The following is a 16,367-nucleotide window of genomic DNA, read 5'->3' as shown; positions in this document are numbered from 1 at the left end:
CAGTAAGGTCTAATTTTTTAACTACTAGCATGAGTCTTGGGGGTGGCGGCTGATGGATGATAAGAAAAAAATCATGATGATCCATGAGATCGAGCACTGGCGTCGAAGCCGTTTGCTGCCAGAGCAATATTGTGATTTCTTACTTAACTTATATGTAACGGAAGGCTTGGAGAAGCCGAAGCTGGAATCACCTGGCCGCCTTCTTGGAATGTCGTCTTCACAAATCGTTAACAGCAGCTGGAAAATATGGTCACTACTATTGCTCGCTGCCATCGTTATTTCCTTTACTGCTCTTAATTTTAACGCTTTTGAAATTCCAATGCAAATAGGGGTGTCTCTCGCCTTTCTTGTAACGTGCTACGCCTTCGGAGGTGCGAAGCGGCAGAAGGAGCCGATGGCTGCTCAGATCATACTGGGCATGGCCTCTTTATTTCTGCTGTTTATCGGCGTCTACATGCTGAAGCTTCACGGCTATGAGGAGCCTGTGCTGATGGTCGGCTATGTGTTTTTGACGAGTGTGATCTGGATGGTGACCGGTGTTGCTGCGAGGCTTGCTTTATTCCAGCTGTGCGGTTGGGTGAGTCTCGTGTTTTGTTATGGTTGGTTGCTGCATCATCAGCTCGATACGATCAGCTGGGTCACGCTTGAGGTGAGCTGGGTGCCTCTTGCCATTTTATTTTGCTGGCTGTCGTGGCTCATTCATGATCGAAGCCGTCAGCTCGGCTTTGTATTTTTCGCGCTCGGCAACATCGTTTGGTACATGCCGGAATTGTATGCTATGCTGTATGCCGAACAGTACGGAGAAGAGACCGTACAATGGGTACTGCTCGCGAAGCTATGTGTGCAAGCGGCGTACTTGTTTATGTATCGGACGAAGTGGACGAAATGGGTGATGGGATCTTGATTCAATTATCGAAGCGGTTGGAGTGGATTGCACAGGAGGTGCCCCAAGGAAGTCGATTGGCGGATATCGGCTCGGATCACGCGTTGCTGCCATCGTATCTGGCAGAGCAGGGCACGATTGTGAAAGGGGTAGCCGGCGAGGTGAACGCCGGACCGTTCGAGGCGGCTTCCAAGCAGGTTCGGTTCGCTGGTCTCGCACATGTCATCGATGTTCGGCTCGGCGACGGCTTGGCCGTCATCGAGCGGAGCGAGGTCGACGTCATTACGATCGCTGGCATGGGCGGCGTGCTGATCGCCTCTATACTGGAGGCCGGCAAGGCGAAGCTCGAGGGCGTCAAGAGGCTTGTGCTGCAGCCGAACGTGGGCGAGGATGCGGTGCGCGAGTGGCTGCTGGCGAACGGCTGGTCGCTGCTGAACGAGCGTATTTTGGAGGAAGATGGGAAGATTTACGAGATTCTCACGGCTGAGCTCGGGTCAAGCGAGGAGGCAGATCAGCTCTACAAGCCTCTGCAGCTGAATGAGAATGTTGTTGTATCTCGGGAAATGCTGATCACAATGGGCCCGCACCTGGTGCAACAATGTCCCGAGGTGTGGGTGCGTAAGTGGCGGCTTGAGCTGGACAAGCTGGAGAAGGTGTGCAGTCAGCTGAAGCTGTCGCAGATGGAGACTGCCCGTGAGAAGGAAGCCCGCATTCGTGAGCAAATAAATCGGATCGAGGAGGTGCTGAGCGCATGCTCGCCAAAGGTCAAGCCGTCATTCAACTAATGGAGGAGCTCGCTCCGAAGTCGTATGCAGTGCCCGATGACAAAATCGGACTGCAGCTCGGGTCGCTGCAGAAGGAAATTACGAGCGTACTGATCGCGCTCGACGTCACCGAGGCGGTTGTCGAGGAGGCGATCCAGCATGGGGCCAATCTCATTATCGCTCATCATGCGATTATTTTCCGCCCGCTTGCTCATCTTCAGACCGATACACCAGCAGGGCGGCTGTATGAGAAGCTGATCAAAAACGACATCGCGGTCTACATCTCGCATACGAACCTTGATGTTGCTGACGGCGGCATCAACGACATGATGGCCGAGGCGATCGGCATTCAGGTGTCGGAGCCGCTCGATGAGGTGCACACGGACAAGCTGAAGAAGCTCGTCGTCTTCGTACCGATCGAGCATGCGGACAAGGTGAGATCGGCAATGTTCGAGGCAGGAGCGGGAGGCATTGGCCGTTATACGGAATGCAGCTTCAATATCGAGGGCGTCGGCACGTTCAAGCCTGGTGAAGGCACGGACCCATTCATCGGCAAGCCGGGCAAGGCGGAGCAGGCGCATGAGGTGCGAATCGAGACGATCGTGCCGCAGAGCGCGGAGCGCCGCGTCGTTCAGGCGATGCTCAAGGCGCATCCGTACGAGGAGGTCGCCTACGATCTGTACGCGCTCGATCTGAAGACACGGACGTTCGGGCTTGGTCGTGCGGGCAAGCTGGAGCAGCCGGTGACGCTAGGAGAGCTGTGCGAGCGCGTTAAGACAGCCTACGACGTCCCGATGGTGCGTGTCGTCGGCGATATGGACCGTGTCATTCGCAAGGCTGCTGTACTGGGAGGCTCGGGCAGCCGCTATGTACGCCATGCGATGTTCGCCGGGGCGGATGTGCTCGTCACCGGAGATATCGATTACCATACCGCTCACGATGCGCTTGCTGCTGGCATGACGTTGATCGATCCGGGACATAACGTAGAGAAGATCATGAAGAAGGGCGTAGCCCGGTATTTACAGTCGAAGCTCGAGGAGCGCAGATGGTCAACGAAGGTCATCGCCTCGACGATTGATACGGAGCCGTTCCGCTTTGTATAAACTGGTACGCTGCAGGTCTTGAGTTTTCAGCAGATTCTATGTATACTAGCTAAGCATCTGTTGCAAAGGAAAGTTTGACAGACAATCGCTGGCGGCTTCGGCCGCGAGAGGAAAGTCCGGGCTCCACAGGGCAGGATGCTGGATAACGTCCAGTCAGCGCGAGCTGAAGGCTAGTGCCACAGAAATGGACCGCCGATGGCAGCTGCTCACAAGGCAGTGGAAGCCGGGCTATGCCCGGTGAGCACAGGTAAGGGTGGAACCGTGGTGTAAGAGACCACGAGGAGCTATGGTGACATAGGTCCTGGTAAACCCCATTTGGAGCAAGACCTAGAGGAACGCACGTCTCCTAGCGGGACAGTCTTAGCCCGAGACGCGTTCGGGTTGGTCGCTTGAGCCATGCAGCAATGTATGGCCTAGATAGATGATTGTCGCTTCAATGGTGGCAGGGTGGCCCCCGTTATGACCACTGGAAGCACAGAACCCGGCTTACGGCAAGCTTTCCTTCAGCCGTCTACAACAGATGAATAGCCATATACTTGTGAAGAAACCGCCTCAGAGGGCGGTTTCTTTGCGTTCGCTAAGTCGCGAGCATCGTTGAGCGTTCATATTACACACCGAGCAGTCGGCGCAGCCAATCCGTCCAGGTCGAGTCGATCGTCTCGTCCGGTGAGGACTGGTCCCTCTGCGACGCAGTATTCGGATTCGCTGCCTGCAGGGCACGACCGACATCGATCAAGCCGAAGCCATAATACTTATCTCTGCCGACTGGACCAAGATCCACTGCGGTATCGCGCATTAATTGCATGACCTCAGTGTTCTTCAGATTCGGATTGACCGAGCGGATCAGCGCGGCGAGCGCGGCGACGTGGGGCGTGGCCATGGACGTTCCCGACAGTGCAGCATATTGGCTATGCGGATACGTGCTGGCGATGCTGACACCCGGCGCGGCGACGTCGATATAGGTGCCGTAATTGGAGAAGGTCGCCCTGGAATTGTTCGGATCGGTCGCCGCAACAGCGAACACCTCCGGATATGCGGCAGGGAAGCCCGGTCTCTCCGTATTGTCGTTGCCGCTGGCGGCAATAAGCACGACATCTCGGTCATACGCATAGCGGATGGCGTCGTGAAGGAATTCGGCGTCTGCATAATTGCCCAGACTCATATTAATGACCTTCGCTCCGTGATCGACGGCCCAGATGATACCTTGAGCAACGGCATACGTGCTGCCCGCACCGGTCGCGTCGAGCGCCTTAATCGGCATAATATGATTGTACCAGCTCATACCAGCGACGCCGAGATTATTATTGACGAGCGCGCCGATGACACCAGCTACGTGTGTGCCGTGGCCGACATCGTCCTGAGGCGTTTGGCGCTGGTTCACGACGTTCAAGCCGCTGACGAGCTGGTTCTGCAGGTCGGGATGATTCAGGTCGACGCCGGTATCGATGACGGCGACGGTCACTTGGTCCGAGCCCTTCGAAATGTGCCAGCCCGATTCAATATCGACCTTGGGTAAATTCCACTGGTAACGCTGGTACAGCGCGTCGTTCGGCACGAAGCCGCTTGCTTCCCCGATGGGCCTCTCTGTTGCCGCTCCTCTGCGGGCAGGGGCGGACGTATTGGTTAAGTACAGGAAATGCGGCTCCGCGTAGGCTACGTTCCACTTCTGGAAGTAGCTCATCAGCTCCTTCGCTTCCATCGATTGCGATTCGAATACGTAGGTGTAGCCAAGCTTGCGAACCGTACCTCCGCCAATCTCTGAACGGATGCGCTCCAGTTCCTGCTCTGTCGGATCGCTGCGGAATTTGACGACGACCTGATTCTGATGGTAATGGCTGACGCCTTCATTCTCTTCCGGGTGGTCGACATGCACGTCGCGCAGCGTCTTGGAATCGACCGATTCGATCTTGTAGCGGCCTTCGGCTGGATACGTGACGATGCGTAAGTTTTTCCGTTCATGCTCGGCGACCTCGGACAATATATGCTGCTCCACGACGCCGACGATTCCGCTGCGGCCGTCGACAGCCGGCTCTGCGAGTACGAAGAACTGCTGTCCGTTGTCCTCGAGCGTGCCGGATTGATACGACTGACCGCGGTCCACGGACTGCTTCGCCTGCATCAGCATATCTTGAGCCTTCTCGCGGATGCGCTCAGGGAGCTGACCGACGGCAGTGCCTTGCGCAAGCGGCACCCCGGCGCTCGTGTGCACGAGCCAGCTCATATGCGGGTGCTGCTGCTGAAGCTCGGCTAGCAGCTTCGTCGGCTTCGCCCCGTCCTTCACGATGTCGGTGGCGATCCGGTGCAGCTCATAGCTGCATTGACTGCGGCATAGCTCATTCGTTAGTGCGAGATCCTGGTTCATTGTCGCTTGCTTGATGCGCAGCTCCTTCTCGGCAGATAGCGCTTCGGACTCCGGCGCATGACCGCCCCGAGGCACGAGCAGCAGCCCTCCGGCTGCAATGGCAAGAACGGATAACGTAACGCCCCATTTTCTCATCTATATATCCTCCTGCTTGTTTATCGTCTTAGGGTTAGATTTCCCAAGCACGTCCTGAATATCAACAGCAATGATAACCATTCTAAGCCAGACCGCTGTTGAGACCTCGTATGCCTCTTGTGCGCATTGCCGCTTACTTTTCCAAAGAAATTGTGGTACGATAGATTCAAATATGATAAGATTTACGAAAAAATAAATGATGTTTGGTTTGACTGAGGAGGTCCCGTACTATGACCGCAACACATGTGAAAAGTTTATGTGAATCGACGAGAACGAAGCTGAGCGACGCGATTGCGAAAATGGAGCAATTCGTGAATGCACATTCGCTGCAGCAGCTGAATGCGGAAAACGATCCGGCAATGGACGAGTTCTATAAGGGTTATCTTGCAGATACAAGACATCTGCTTGTGTTCTCCGAGGTTGCTTATGAGAAGCTTGGTGTATCTCTGCGCAGACCGAACTTCAATATTGAATATGCCGAGAAGGTGCTGTATGAGGTGTATCATTCCTCAGTTAACAGCTTCTTCTATCCGAAGCACGAGTGCTACTCGGAGGATGGCCGCTACGCTTACACAGGCCAGGATGCGATCCGCTTCCGCAAAAAGCCAGTTCGCGAGGTTCGCGATCTGACGATCGAGCTGTCCAAAATTTTCGAGAACCTTCGCGAGGATCTCTCCTACTATGAGACAGACTACATCACGCAGCGCCGTATGCAGGGCGAAAAGGTGTAAGAGCGTATAAAGCTCGAATTTACCCCATACTAATGATAAAAGAAGTACAAGGAAGAGGTGCGCTAAGCATCTCTTTTTGTTTGAAAAGGATTCGGGGCACGTGTGGGACACAAAGGAAAGGGGGAGCTCGTCTATGGCGGAATCGGATCAGTATGCTCGTCTGGCAGCGGACAGCGTCAAGCTGATCGCGTGGAATCAACACCCGGAAGGAGGCTACATCGCCTCGCCATTATTTTCACATTATGCCTTCAGCTGGCTAAGGGACGGAAGCTTCATCGCATATGGCATGGATTGTGCAGGGGAGCATGACAGCTCGCTGCAGTTTTATGAGTGGGTGCGTACCATTATGGAGCGGAAGCTGCCGCATATTGCGTGCTTGGTCGGCAAGCACTACCGCGGCGAGCGAATTGAGCAGCATGAGTTTTTGCATACACGGTATCATCTTGACGGGCGGGACGATGAGCATTCCGAATGGGGTCACTTCCAGATGGACGGGTACGGCACATGGCTGTGGGGGCTGTGTGAGCATCTGAAGGCGACAGGACATACGTCGCTGCCAGAGCGGTTCCGCGCTGCAGTTGACGCGAGTGTGCAATATGTGGAAGCATTCTGGGGCTATCCGAACTTCGACTGCTGGGAGGAATATCCGGACAATCTGCATCCATCCACGCTGGCATGCTTATACGGCGGTCTGCGGGCAATCGCAGAGCTGGGGGGGCGTACCGATCTAGACGAGCTGTGCGATACGATCCAGTCGTTCCTGCTGAAGTATACGGTGCATGAAGAGGGGCATTTCGTCAAGAGAGTGTACCCGTCCTATGAGCAAAATGGCCTCGTGTACCGACACGGCGACGAGGGCGTCGATGCGAGCCTGCTATGGCTGTGCGAGCCGTTCCGTGTGTTCGAGCCGTCACACCCCGCGATGGTCGCGACGGTCTGCAAGGTGGAGGCCGAGCTGCGCACGAGCCAGGGCGGCGTGAGGCGCTATGTAGGCGACAGCTATTATGGCGGCGGAGAGTGGCTGCTGCTGACCGCCTGGTATGGCTGGTGTGCGCTCAGGCAGGGTAGACGCGAGGTGGCGGAGCAAGCGCTGGAATGGATCGCCTCCAAGAGCGACCGACTCGGTCGTCTGCCGGAGCAGGTGCCGGATGCGCTGCCGGATCGGGTTGCGTACGACGATTGGGTACGGCGCTGGGGGCCGCCAGCGACGCCGCTGCTCTGGTCGCATGGCATGTATCTCGTGCTATACAACAAGCTTAAGCAATCGAAGCCGGAGAGCTGAGTCGAGCGCTATCATTGCTATTAAATTGCAGGCTGACAGGAATACCCTCGATCAGAAGCGGGCATGCTTAGTATCGGGGGTGATTTACGATGCCAGAGGTTAAATGCAGCGTCTCGAACTGTACGTTTTGGGGAGAGGGCAACAACTGCCAAGCGAACTCGATTATGATCGAGGTCGACAAGCATGCGAACATGCAGTATGACACAGAGTTCGCCAAAGATTTCGACGATCACAAGGATCAAGCTGCGAAGTCCGCACAAACCTGTTGTCACACCTTCCAGCCGAAAAACGCTTCCAAGTAATGAGGCGTTAGGCTAGAAGGCTGCACCATCGAGAAAGAAGGTAAAAAGAAGCAGGCCGGTGACGGCCTGCTTTCGTCTGTTCGGGGTAGCTGACAAGCTGAATTCGGTGTACAATGGGTATACATGATGTACACTTTCATATACAAGGAGTAAACGAATACAGCATGAATGCGAATACTGGCTCGGTTGACACGCAACTGACAAGAGAGCTGCTGAAGCTGCAAATGATGAATAAAGCTGCAAAGTCTACTGGAGGCGCAAACTCAAGCGAACAGAAGCAGCCATTCGCCGATATGCTGGACGGTCTGATGGCTACGAAGGCGGCGCAGCAGAACGCTGTTGCTCGCGGCGGCCTGACGTCGGCAGCCTTGCTGAGCGATTCGAACGGACTCAGCGACGCTTCAGCCTCATTGCTCATGAGTATGCAATCGCCGCTTCAGAAGACGAGCAAGCTGATGCAGAGCGTGCTAGGCGCGAGCGCGAGCAAGCCTACGGAGTATGAGGAGCTTATACAAGCTGCCAGCCGTCGACACGGCGTCCCGTCCGACTTGATCAAGGGCGTGATCGATGCGGAGTCCTCCTTTAATCCGAATGCGGTGTCGAGAGCGGGGGCCAAAGGCTTGATGCAGCTGATGGACGCGACGGGAGCGGCGCTCGGCGTGACGAATCCGTTCAATCCAGCGCAAAATATCGAGGGCGGGACGAAATATTTGTCCGAGCTGCTAATGAAGTATAACGGCAATGAATCGGTCGCGCTGGCGGCATACAATGGGGGTCCGGGTCGAATGGACAGGCTCGGCATTCGTACGGACGAGCAGTTGCGGACGAAGCTGCATCTGCTCCCGAAGGAGACGCAGGATTATGTGGGCAAGGTGCAACGGCTCCAAAGACAATACCAGCTGTAGCAGCATGGAAGCGTAATAGGGACAAGACCAATCCTGCCCTTCATTCAAGAAGGCGCCAGAGGTTGGTCTTGTTTGTGTAGCATGGATGAGCAGTACTGAATGGAAATGAGGGGACATACATTGTTATATATGGATTATGCGGCCACCGCGCCGATGCTGCCTGAGGTCATCGAAGCGATGACAGAGGTGATGCGTACACATTACGGGAATCCATCGTCGTTACATAAGCTGGGTGTACAGGCCGAGCTGCTCGTTCGGCGCAGCAGAGAGACGATTGCTCAGCAGCTTGGCGCTGAGCCGGAGGAGATCGTGTTCACATCAGGCGGGACGGAGAGCAATAACTGGGCCATTCGAGGTGCTGCCTATCAATACCGTCATCGGGGGCGTCATCTGATCACGACCCGTATCGAGCACGCCTCGGTGTATGAGACGTTCCGGCAGCTGGAGGAGGAAGGCTTCGAGGTCACGTATTTGCCTGTAGACGAGACAGGCCGTATCTCCGTGGAGCAGCTGAAGGAAGCGCTAACCGATGATACGAGCCTCGTCAGCGTAATGGCTGTGAACAACGAGGTCGGAGCCATTCAGCCGATCGAGGAGCTCGGGCGCGTGCTCAAGTCGTATCCGAAGGTGCTGCTCCATGTCGATGCCGTTCAAGCGCTAGGCAAAATGCCCGTGCACCCCGCTGCGATGGGCGCCGATCTCGTATCGTTCGCCGCCCATAAGATTGGCGGGCCGAAGGGCTGCGGCTTCCTGTATGTGCGCCGCGGGGTACAGCTGAGGCCGCTGCTCGTCGGCGGCGGCCAAGAGATGGCGCTGCGCGCAGGGACGGAGAACGTGCCGGCTCTCGTCGGCACGGCGAAGGCGGTGCGGCTTGCCGTCGAGCGGCAGCCGCAGTTCGCTGCGCATACGCGCAAGCTGAAGCAGGCGATCGAGGCGCATGTTCGAGCGTTCGACGCGCTATCGTTGACCGGCGGCAGCAGCAGAGGCGCCAGGGACGAGAGCTCAGGAGCAGAGGCAGGCGTATGGGCGCCGCACCTTGTTCATTTTACATATCCGGGCATGAAGTCAGAGGTGCTGATTCACGCGCTGGAGGAGCAGGGTATCTGTGCATCGGCGAGATCAGCTTGCTCGTCGGGGCAGGAGAAGCCTAGCCGCGTGCTCGAAGCGATGGGATTGCCGTCGGCAGCCGCGAAGGCGGGCATCCGGCTCAGTCTGGCGCTGGATCATACGATGGAGGACGCCGAGTCGTTCGGCCGGGCACTTCGTCACGTGATGGCACAGCTGCAGCCGCACACAGCATCAGTCAGTCAGAAAGGAAGAAGAGCATGATGAATCCGACCATGGCTATATTGCGCTACGGCGAGCTCGTATTGAAGGGCAAGAACAGGCACCGCTTCGAGAAGGCGGTGTACGAGCAGGTGCGCAGGGCGCTGCGTCCATTCCGGCAGATCGGCTACGAACGGGAGTTCGGCCGTATCGTGCTGCAACTGAACGGTGCGCCGTACGAGCAGGTGCTCCAGCCGCTTACCCGCGTGCTCGGCTTATCCTCGATCAGCCCGGCGGTCAGCGCACCGCTCGACGTCGAGCGCATACAGGAGGCTGCCGCAGCTCTGATGCAGCAGCTTGAGCCTCGACCCGCTACGTTCAAGGTCAATGTGCGACGGGTGAACAAAAGCTTCCCGCTCGACACGTACGAGCTCAACCGTAGTGTGGGCGGTGCGGTGCTTCGCGCTATACCGGGGCTTCAGGTCGACGTGCATACACCTGATGCCGAGCTGAAGATTGAGGTGCGGGACAGTGCGGCCTGGCTGTACGCCCGCATCGACGAGGGCGCAGGAGGCTTCCCGTTCGGCTCGAATGGCAAGGCGATGCTCATGCTGTCGGGCGGCATCGACTCCCCGGTAGCAGGATACCTCGGGCTGCGACAAGGCTTGAAGCTGGAGGCGGTACACTTCCACAGCTATCCGTATACGAGCGAGAAGTCGCAGCAGAAGGTGCGCGACCTGGTCAAGCGGCTGGCGCCATATAGCGGCGGCACGCTGCGGCTCCATATGGTGCCGTTCACGGACGTGCAGACGCGCATTCATCAGGCGTATGCTGACAACCTGTTGATCACGCTGCTGCGTCGCGCGATGTTCCGAATTACAGAGAAGCTCGCCGAAGCGAACGGCGCAGGCGCGATTGTCACAGGCGAGAGCCTCGGTCAAGTCGCAAGCCAGACGCTGCCGAGCCTTGACGCGATCGGCCGCTCCGTAACGATCCCGCTGCTGAGACCGTTGATCTGCATGGAGAAGCAGGAGATTATTCGTATCGCCGAACGGATCGACACGTACGATATTTCGGTGCTGCCGCATGAGGACTGCTGCACGCTCTTCCTGCCGCCGAGCCCGAGTACGAATCCGAACTTGAATGTGCTGCAGGCGATCGAGCGGAGCATGCCGTGGCTGGACGAGGCGCTGAGCCGGGCGGTGGAGCAGACCGAATCGATATGGCTGGAGACAGGGAGAGAGGAGCACGACCCGTTCGCTACGCTCTTCTAATGCAACTGTCTAGTGCATCATTCTAATGCAATAAGCAGGCTGAGATTACAGTGAAGCGAAGGAGGGCTTGATGTGACGTTACTGGACAGCATCGTACTCTTCCTCGAAATTATGCTGATCAACCTCGTGCTGAGCGGGGACAACGCCGTTGTGATTGCGATGGCGAGCAAGAACTTGCCGCTGGCGCAGCGCAAGCAGGCGATATGGTGGGGGGCGTTCGGCGCAGTCGCGCTGCGGGTCGTGCTGACGCTGATCGCCGTCTATATTTTGGACATTCCGTACATACAGGCGCTCGGCTCGCTGCTGCTGCTATGGATCGCCGTCAAGCTGCTGATTGAGGAAGAAGGCCACGCGAACATTAGAGAGGCGTCTACGCTCGGCAAGGCGGTGTCGACGATTATCGTCGCAGACTTCATCATGAGTCTGGATAACGTGCTGGCCATTGCAGCGAAGGCGAAGGGGGAGACGGGGATCATCATTCTTGGCATCGGTCTGAGCATTCCGATCATTATATGGGGAAGCAATATGGTCGTTAAGCTGCTGAAGCGGTTCCCTGTGCTCATCTACATTGGCGCCGCCATTCTCGGCTTCACAGCGGGTGAGATGTTCATCGCGGACCAAGAGGTGACGAGGCTGCTCATCGGGGACAGCAAGCATTACATGGTGCCGCTCTGTACGACGATGTTCGTGCTCGCCTGCGGCTTGGTGAAGCAGTTGGCGGTGCGGCCGAAGCAGACGCCTCAGTAGAGTGCTTGCGAGTATGTCCTGCGACTTTCGTGTCGAATGTTAACGGAGCGTTAAATATGCACAAGCTTCCTTGCCTTTTCTGAAAATCAAACGTATAATGATAAAGATGAATGCTAGCGTCGGCGATCGGTGTCGGCGCTTTCTTGTTGATCGGGCTTCTACGCAAGCCAATCCAGAAGAGAGGATTTTGTGAATACCTATGCATGCCAGAGATAAAATTCGCAACATTGCCATTATTGCCCACGTTGACCACGGCAAAACGACGCTTGTCGACAAGCTGCTTCAGCAGTCCGGAACGTTCCGCGACCATGAAGCGGTGCAGGAGCGCGCGATGGACTCCAACGACCTAGAGCGCGAGCGCGGTATTACAATTTTGGCAAAAAACACAGCGATCAATTATATGGACTATCTGATTAATATCGTCGATACACCGGGACACGCCGACTTCGGCGGCGAGGTAGAGCGCATTATGAAGATGGTTGACGGCGTATTGCTCGTCGTTGACGCGTTCGAGGGCACCATGCCACAGACGAAGTTCGTGCTTCGCAAGGCGCTTGAGCAGCATCTGACGCCGATCGTTGTCGTGAACAAGATCGACCGTCCGCATGCGCGTCCGACGGAAGTAATCGACGAGGTGCTTGACCTGTTCATCGAGCTTGGTGCTGACGATTCGCAGCTGGAATTCCCGGTTGTATATGCGTCAGCATTGATGGGCACGTCCAGTCTCGATCCGGAGCCGGACAAGCAGCAGGAGAACATGCAGGCGCTGTATGAGACGATCGTTCAGCACATTCCGTCGCCGACGGAGAGCGTAGAGGACCCGCTTCAGTTCCTCGTGACGTTGATGGATTATAACGAATATTTGGGCCGTATCGCAATCGGCCGCGTCAACCGCGGTGTCGTGCGTGCCGGTCAGCCGATTGCGGTCATTAACCGTGAAGGCCAGATTAAGCAGGCGAGAATCGAGAAGCTGTTCGGCTTCCAGGGCTTGAAGCGTCTGGAGATCGAGCAAGCTGCAGCAGGGGATATCGTGGCAATCAGCGGTATCAAGGACATCAACATCGGCGAGACGATGGCGGATCCAGCCAAGCCGGAAGCATTGCCGGTCCTTAAGATTGACGAGCCGACGCTGCAGATGACGTTCCTCGTCAATAACAGCCCGTTCGCAGGCCGTGAAGGTAAGTTCGTAACGTCGCGTAAGCTGCGCGAGCGTCTGATGAAGGAGCTCGAGACCGATGTAAGCTTGCGTGTGGATGAAACGGACAGCCCAGATGCGTTCGTCGTAGCAGGCCGCGGCGAGCTTCACCTCGGTATTCTGATCGAGAACATGCGTCGTGAAGGCTTTGAGCTTCAGGTGTCGAAGCCGGAGGTCATCATCCGTGAGATCGAAGGCAAGAAGATGGAGCCGATCGAGCGTCTCATCATCGACCTGCCGGAGGACAGCATGGGTGCTGTTATGGAGAGCCTTGGAACACGCAAGGCCGAGATGGTCAATATGATTAACCACGGCAACGGCAACGTCCGTCTGGAGTTCCTCATTCCGGCACGCGGTCTGATCGGTTATCGGACCTACTTCCTGACGCTTACGCGCGGATACGGCGTCATGAACCATGCGTTCGACAGCTACGGTCCATTCGCAGGCTCCGGTGTCGGCGGCCGTCATGAAGGCGTGCTCGTATCGAGCGAAACAGGAACATGCACATTCTACGGCATGCTGTCTGTCGAGGACCGCGGTATTCTGTTCCTCGAGACGGGTACAGAGGTATACGAGGGCATGATCGTTGGTGAGCATAACCGCGATACTGACATTATCGTCAACATCTGTAAGGAGAAGCAGCTGACGAACGTCCGTTCGGCGACGAAGGAAGATACAGTCAAGCTGAAGACCCCTCGCATTATGTCGATGGAGCAGGCGCTTGAGTACTTGAACGATGATGAATACTGCGAAATTACGCCGAAGTCAATTCGTCTGCGCAAGAAGATCTTGAACAAGAGTGAGCGCGAGCGCTTCGAGAAGCAGCGGAAGATGGCGAACACGAACGCGTAATTCCGCAGGTGAGCCTTGTGCATGACACAGTTAATATATTCTTGTTAGGTGATTGCCGCCCGTACAGGACCAATTCCGATGGAAAGCTCTGAGTGCTCAGAGCTTTCTTCGGCGTATAACGAGCTTTAGGCTCTGAACTATCGGAGGTGCAGGCTGATGACGGAATTTTTCCGTGCGTACCCTTGGGTCGCTTACTTATTGATCTTTCTATTAACGTCTTACGTCTATAACAAGGTGTTCCGTCAGCGGAAGCTGCCTATTCTGAAGACGGCAGTCATCTATATGCTGCTGGCATTCGGCTCGGTCATGCTGCTGTTCTTCCAGCTAGCCGGACTGCCGATCATTCCGAGCTTGTCGATCGCCGTCATTCTGATGCTGATGGTTCGTATTCGGTACTTCGTGCAGGAGCGCGAGAAAAATAAGGAAAGCCAGCAAACGAGCGACCGCTCATAAGGAGGATCCACGATGGCTGTATATTGGCTTGTTCCGATTCACTGGGATGGGGAAGCGCTTGTACTCGGCGCGGACAGACTTCGTCTTGCGCCTGAGGAAGCGAGACTGCAGCTGAGCCGAGCGCTGCAGGCGGTGCATCCTCGCTTGCTGCTGACGTTCAAGGCGCATCTGCTGCTGTCCGATGAGACGCTCGACGCCTGTGGCTTGGACGAGCTGCCGTTCGAGCTGAGCGCAGAAGGTGACATTCGTCTGCACAGCGCCGATCATGACGCGGCAGCGGCAGGTGCGTTGGAGGCAACCGAGGGCTCTGGCGACCGTCAGGGCTGGACGCTGTCTCATTGCGGCGAAGCTTACATTCACGGCTTGCTAGGGGCGCGTGAGGCGGCTCTCAAGCTTGAGCAGGCCGAGCAGCCGGATGATGCAATCGAGGCAGTCGCGTGGATCAATGTGATGAAGGCTTGGCTTGCCGAAGGTCGGCAAATCATAATGCTGAAGGAGGAGCGCGCTTGAAGCTGCAGGACGCATTATTTAACTGGCTGCAGATTAGCATTGTGGCTGAAGCTCGACCGGACGACAAGGCAGCTGCGGAGACGAGAGATTTCTTCGAGGTCATCCTGCGTGAGGACCACCATCTCGTCCGATTCGCCTATACACATAAGGGAGACTTGTGCCAAGTGGAGTACGAGCTGGATGGGCAAGCATTGCTCAAGAGCTACCCTCGTGAACTGGCCGAGCAGCTATTGGAGGATATTAATTCCAATCCGAAGTACAATGAATGACATATATGAAGCATGTAATTGATAAAATATATTATCGAATGGAAAGGGAGTGTCGCGCGCTTGAATTGAACCGATAGCCTTTAACCTTATTTTCAGCATGAGATGCCGCTATTGCGGCACGGAGTCTATTCCGACCATTAAGAATATGGTATAATAAAGGTGTAACACAGATTTTCAGTTACAGGAGGGGACACTTATGGCGGAAACGATCACAGCCTTATCTGAGCCAATGATCGAGCAATTGCAGAAGGAAGCACTGACGCTGCTCAATACGATCGATCATGAAAGCGGTGCTCCAGCGATGAACGCCATCTCCTGGCTCTATGCGAAGGATGCGACGACGTTGCGCTTCGCGGTAGACCAGCGCTCCCGAATTGTGGCGAACATTCAGAATAACGCACTCGTCACGTTGACTTATATCGGCGCAGGCTCGGTCCATGCCATTTATGGCAAAGGGGAGCTTGTTGCAGAAGCGCTGGAGGACGTGCCATTCAAGCTGGCTTGCTTTGATATTCACATTACCGAGGTTCGCGATGCGATGTTCTATGGAGCACGTATTTCCGTTGAGCCTGAATACGAGAAGACGTATGACAAGCGTGCGGCTGAGAAGCTGGACACGCAGGTGTTCAGCGCAATGAAAAAAGCCTAGATCGACGTGTTATCGTTTCTAGGCTTTTTTGCACCATAAAGAATGTAAGTCAGCTCTATTCCGTTCATCTGCTGGATGAGCGTCTGATATAACCGGAATTACAAGCCGTTCGGCTGTCCTACCGCAGCACCGGGTCTGTCCGAGGGATCCGCCTCTGGCGTATCGACATCACGCGGCAGCTGAGGGACGATGCGGCCGATAATGGCAGCCAGCTCTTCACCTAGACCATTCAGACCGTGACCTTGCTGAATATGCACGCGGATTTGGCGCAGGCGCTCGCCTAAATCCATATCAGCTGTTACAAGCGCATCAACGCCGTAAGGGTCCTTCTTCAGTGCCTCCGCGACAGACAGCTTGATCGTACCGACCTTAGCGCGGTCCATCCCTTCCGGGACGTTAATGCCGACGACAGCCGTATTGCCGAATACGACGCAATTGGCGCTTTCCACATTCGGGATGCTGGTTGCGATTTGCTCCAGCCGCTGAGCAACGCCTTCTGCGTCTTGAATTTCCTTCTTCTGCGGAGCCGTTTGCTGTACCTTCACTTGTCGGTTCGGATCATCTGCCTGAGAGGAGTTAGCTCCATTCTTTGGTGATTGGTTACATCCTGTCAAAGCAACGGCCAACAACAAGAATACTACGACAAACATTCTCATTCGACATCGTTCCTTTCTTTGCAGCTTCA

At 55.8% G+C, this 16,367-nt stretch carries 17 protein-coding genes and 1 other RNA gene; 16 read left to right on the top strand and 2 right to left on the bottom strand.

The genetic code is table 11. The annotated features are described in order from the left end of the window. Nucleotides 1-52: 52 nt before the first annotated feature. The 4 genes from PAE68_RS14990 to rnpB all read left to right on the top strand — a co-directional run bounded on the left by PAE68_RS14990 (nt 53) and on the right by rnpB (nt 3,254). The gene (locus PAE68_RS14990; RefSeq protein ID WP_281888187.1) at nt 53-904 is read left to right on the top strand and encodes a hypothetical protein; all 852 of its coding nucleotides are present in this window, start codon (nt 53-55) and stop codon (nt 902-904) included. Continuing rightward, complete coding sequence (locus PAE68_RS14985) at nt 901-1,668, top strand: tRNA (adenine(22)-N(1))-methyltransferase (protein WP_281888185.1); 768 nt, start codon at nt 901-903, stop codon at nt 1,666-1,668. The genes PAE68_RS14990 and PAE68_RS14985 overlap by 4 nt, the downstream gene beginning before the upstream one ends. Continuing rightward, nucleotides 1,635-2,750, top strand: a complete 1,116-nt coding sequence (locus tag PAE68_RS14980; protein WP_281888183.1) for a Nif3-like dinuclear metal center hexameric protein — start codon at nt 1,635-1,637, stop codon at nt 2,748-2,750. Before PAE68_RS14985 ends, PAE68_RS14980 begins: the two co-directional genes overlap by 34 nt. Before the next feature lie 69 nt (nt 2,751-2,819). Then, nucleotides 2,820-3,254: RNase P RNA component class A (gene rnpB / locus PAE68_RS14975), an RNA gene on the top strand. Nucleotides 3,255-3,357: 103 nt separating this feature from the next. Here rnpB and PAE68_RS14970 read toward each other — a convergent pair. Beyond that, nucleotides 3,358-5,247, bottom strand: a complete 1,890-nt coding sequence (locus PAE68_RS14970; protein WP_281888181.1) for a S8 family peptidase — start codon at nt 5,245-5,247, stop codon at nt 3,358-3,360. A 230-nt stretch (nt 5,248-5,477) separates the two neighbouring features. On the opposite strand from PAE68_RS14970, the gene PAE68_RS14965 reads away from it, so the two are divergent. The 12 genes from PAE68_RS14965 to PAE68_RS14910 all read left to right on the top strand — a co-directional run bounded on the left by PAE68_RS14965 (nt 5,478) and on the right by PAE68_RS14910 (nt 15,682). Then, complete coding sequence (locus PAE68_RS14965; protein ID WP_281888179.1) at nt 5,478-5,978, top strand: YpuI family protein; 501 nt, start codon at nt 5,478-5,480, stop codon at nt 5,976-5,978. Nucleotides 5,979-6,111: 133 nt separating this feature from the next. Beyond that, nucleotides 6,112-7,260 (top strand): glycoside hydrolase family 15 protein, encoded by a 1,149-nt coding sequence (locus tag PAE68_RS14960; protein WP_281888178.1) that lies wholly within the window; start codon nt 6,112-6,114, stop codon nt 7,258-7,260. An 89-nt stretch (nt 7,261-7,349) separates the two neighbouring features. Beyond that, nucleotides 7,350-7,562: a DUF1540 domain-containing protein gene (locus PAE68_RS14955; RefSeq protein WP_281888177.1), complete on the top strand. Its 213-nt coding sequence runs from the start codon at nt 7,350-7,352 to the stop codon at nt 7,560-7,562. A 164-nt stretch (nt 7,563-7,726) separates the two neighbouring features. Then, on the top strand, nt 7,727-8,467 hold the full coding sequence (locus PAE68_RS14950) for a lytic transglycosylase domain-containing protein (protein ID WP_281888176.1): 741 nt from the start codon (nt 7,727-7,729) through the stop codon (nt 8,465-8,467). 120 nt (nt 8,468-8,587) lie between these two features. After that, nucleotides 8,588-9,796: a cysteine desulfurase family protein gene (locus PAE68_RS14945; protein ID WP_281888175.1), complete on the top strand. Its 1,209-nt coding sequence runs from the start codon at nt 8,588-8,590 to the stop codon at nt 9,794-9,796. After that, nucleotides 9,793-11,007: a tRNA uracil 4-sulfurtransferase ThiI gene (gene thiI / locus PAE68_RS14940; RefSeq protein WP_309299332.1), complete on the top strand. Its 1,215-nt coding sequence runs from the start codon at nt 9,793-9,795 to the stop codon at nt 11,005-11,007. The genes PAE68_RS14945 and thiI overlap by 4 nt, the downstream gene beginning before the upstream one ends. A gap of 111 nt (nt 11,008-11,118) precedes the next feature. Next, entirely contained in the window at nt 11,119-11,754 is a 636-nt protein-coding gene (locus PAE68_RS14935) for a TerC family protein (protein WP_281891090.1), read from the top strand. Between the two features lie 199 nt (nt 11,755-11,953). After that, on the top strand, nt 11,954-13,801 hold the full coding sequence (gene typA, locus PAE68_RS14930) for a translational GTPase TypA (protein ID WP_281888174.1): 1,848 nt from the start codon (nt 11,954-11,956) through the stop codon (nt 13,799-13,801). Between the two features lie 156 nt (nt 13,802-13,957). Continuing rightward, complete coding sequence (locus PAE68_RS14925; protein WP_281888173.1) at nt 13,958-14,254, top strand: YlaH-like family protein; 297 nt, start codon at nt 13,958-13,960, stop codon at nt 14,252-14,254. Nucleotides 14,255-14,266: 12 nt separating this feature from the next. After that, a complete protein-coding gene (locus PAE68_RS14920) occupies nt 14,267-14,764 on the top strand; it encodes a hypothetical protein (RefSeq protein ID WP_281888171.1) in 498 nt (165 codons plus the stop codon). Beyond that, nucleotides 14,761-15,033 carry a hypothetical protein gene (locus PAE68_RS14915; protein WP_281888169.1) on the top strand — a complete coding sequence of 91 codons (273 nt, stop codon included), beginning with the start codon at nt 14,761-14,763 and terminating at the stop codon, nt 15,031-15,033. The genes PAE68_RS14920 and PAE68_RS14915 overlap by 4 nt, the downstream gene beginning before the upstream one ends. A gap of 196 nt (nt 15,034-15,229) precedes the next feature. Next, nucleotides 15,230-15,682, top strand: a complete 453-nt coding sequence (locus tag PAE68_RS14910; protein WP_281888167.1) for a pyridoxamine 5'-phosphate oxidase family protein — start codon at nt 15,230-15,232, stop codon at nt 15,680-15,682. A 98-nt stretch (nt 15,683-15,780) separates the two neighbouring features. Here PAE68_RS14910 and PAE68_RS14905 read toward each other — a convergent pair whose 3' ends face one another. Beyond that, the gene (locus PAE68_RS14905; protein WP_309299358.1) at nt 15,781-16,332 is read right to left on the bottom strand and encodes a YhcN/YlaJ family sporulation lipoprotein; all 552 of its coding nucleotides are present in this window, start codon (nt 16,330-16,332) and stop codon (nt 15,781-15,783) included. Nucleotides 16,333-16,367 lie beyond the last annotated feature (35 nt).

The sequence above is a fragment of the Paenibacillus sp. YYML68 genome, assembly GCF_027923405.1.
Lineage (GTDB): Bacteria > Bacillota > Bacilli > Paenibacillales > NBRC-103111 > Paenibacillus_G.
The sequence above is the reverse complement of the archived record's forward strand: the minus strand, read 5'-3'. Positions and strand labels throughout refer to the sequence as shown.

Excerpts from the sequence above, each read along its gene's own strand:
- PAE68_RS14990 (WP_281888187.1), top strand. The coding sequence starts at position 53 with ATGGATGATAAGAAAAAAATCATGATGATCCATGAGATCGAGCACTGG.
- PAE68_RS14980 (WP_281888183.1), top strand. The coding sequence starts at position 1,635 with ATGCTCGCCAAAGGTCAAGCCGTCATTCAACTAATGGAGGAGCTCGCT.
- PAE68_RS14970 (WP_281888181.1), bottom strand. The coding sequence starts at position 5,247 with ATGAGAAAATGGGGCGTTACGTTATCCGTTCTTGCCATTGCAGCCGGA.
- PAE68_RS14965 (WP_281888179.1), top strand. The coding sequence starts at position 5,478 with ATGACCGCAACACATGTGAAAAGTTTATGTGAATCGACGAGAACGAAG.
- PAE68_RS14960 (WP_281888178.1), top strand. The coding sequence starts at position 6,112 with ATGGCGGAATCGGATCAGTATGCTCGTCTGGCAGCGGACAGCGTCAAG.
- PAE68_RS14955 (WP_281888177.1), top strand. The coding sequence starts at position 7,350 with ATGCCAGAGGTTAAATGCAGCGTCTCGAACTGTACGTTTTGGGGAGAG.
- PAE68_RS14950 (WP_281888176.1), top strand. The coding sequence starts at position 7,727 with ATGAATGCGAATACTGGCTCGGTTGACACGCAACTGACAAGAGAGCTG.
- thiI (WP_309299332.1), top strand. The coding sequence starts at position 9,793 with ATGATGAATCCGACCATGGCTATATTGCGCTACGGCGAGCTCGTATTG.
- PAE68_RS14935 (WP_281891090.1), top strand. The coding sequence starts at position 11,119 with ATGCTGATCAACCTCGTGCTGAGCGGGGACAACGCCGTTGTGATTGCG.
- typA (WP_281888174.1), top strand. The coding sequence starts at position 11,954 with ATGCATGCCAGAGATAAAATTCGCAACATTGCCATTATTGCCCACGTT.
- PAE68_RS14925 (WP_281888173.1), top strand. The coding sequence starts at position 13,958 with ATGACGGAATTTTTCCGTGCGTACCCTTGGGTCGCTTACTTATTGATC.
- PAE68_RS14920 (WP_281888171.1), top strand. The coding sequence starts at position 14,267 with ATGGCTGTATATTGGCTTGTTCCGATTCACTGGGATGGGGAAGCGCTT.
- PAE68_RS14910 (WP_281888167.1), top strand. The coding sequence starts at position 15,230 with ATGGCGGAAACGATCACAGCCTTATCTGAGCCAATGATCGAGCAATTG.
- PAE68_RS14905 (WP_309299358.1), bottom strand. The coding sequence starts at position 16,332 with ATGTTTGTCGTAGTATTCTTGTTGTTGGCCGTTGCTTTGACAGGATGT.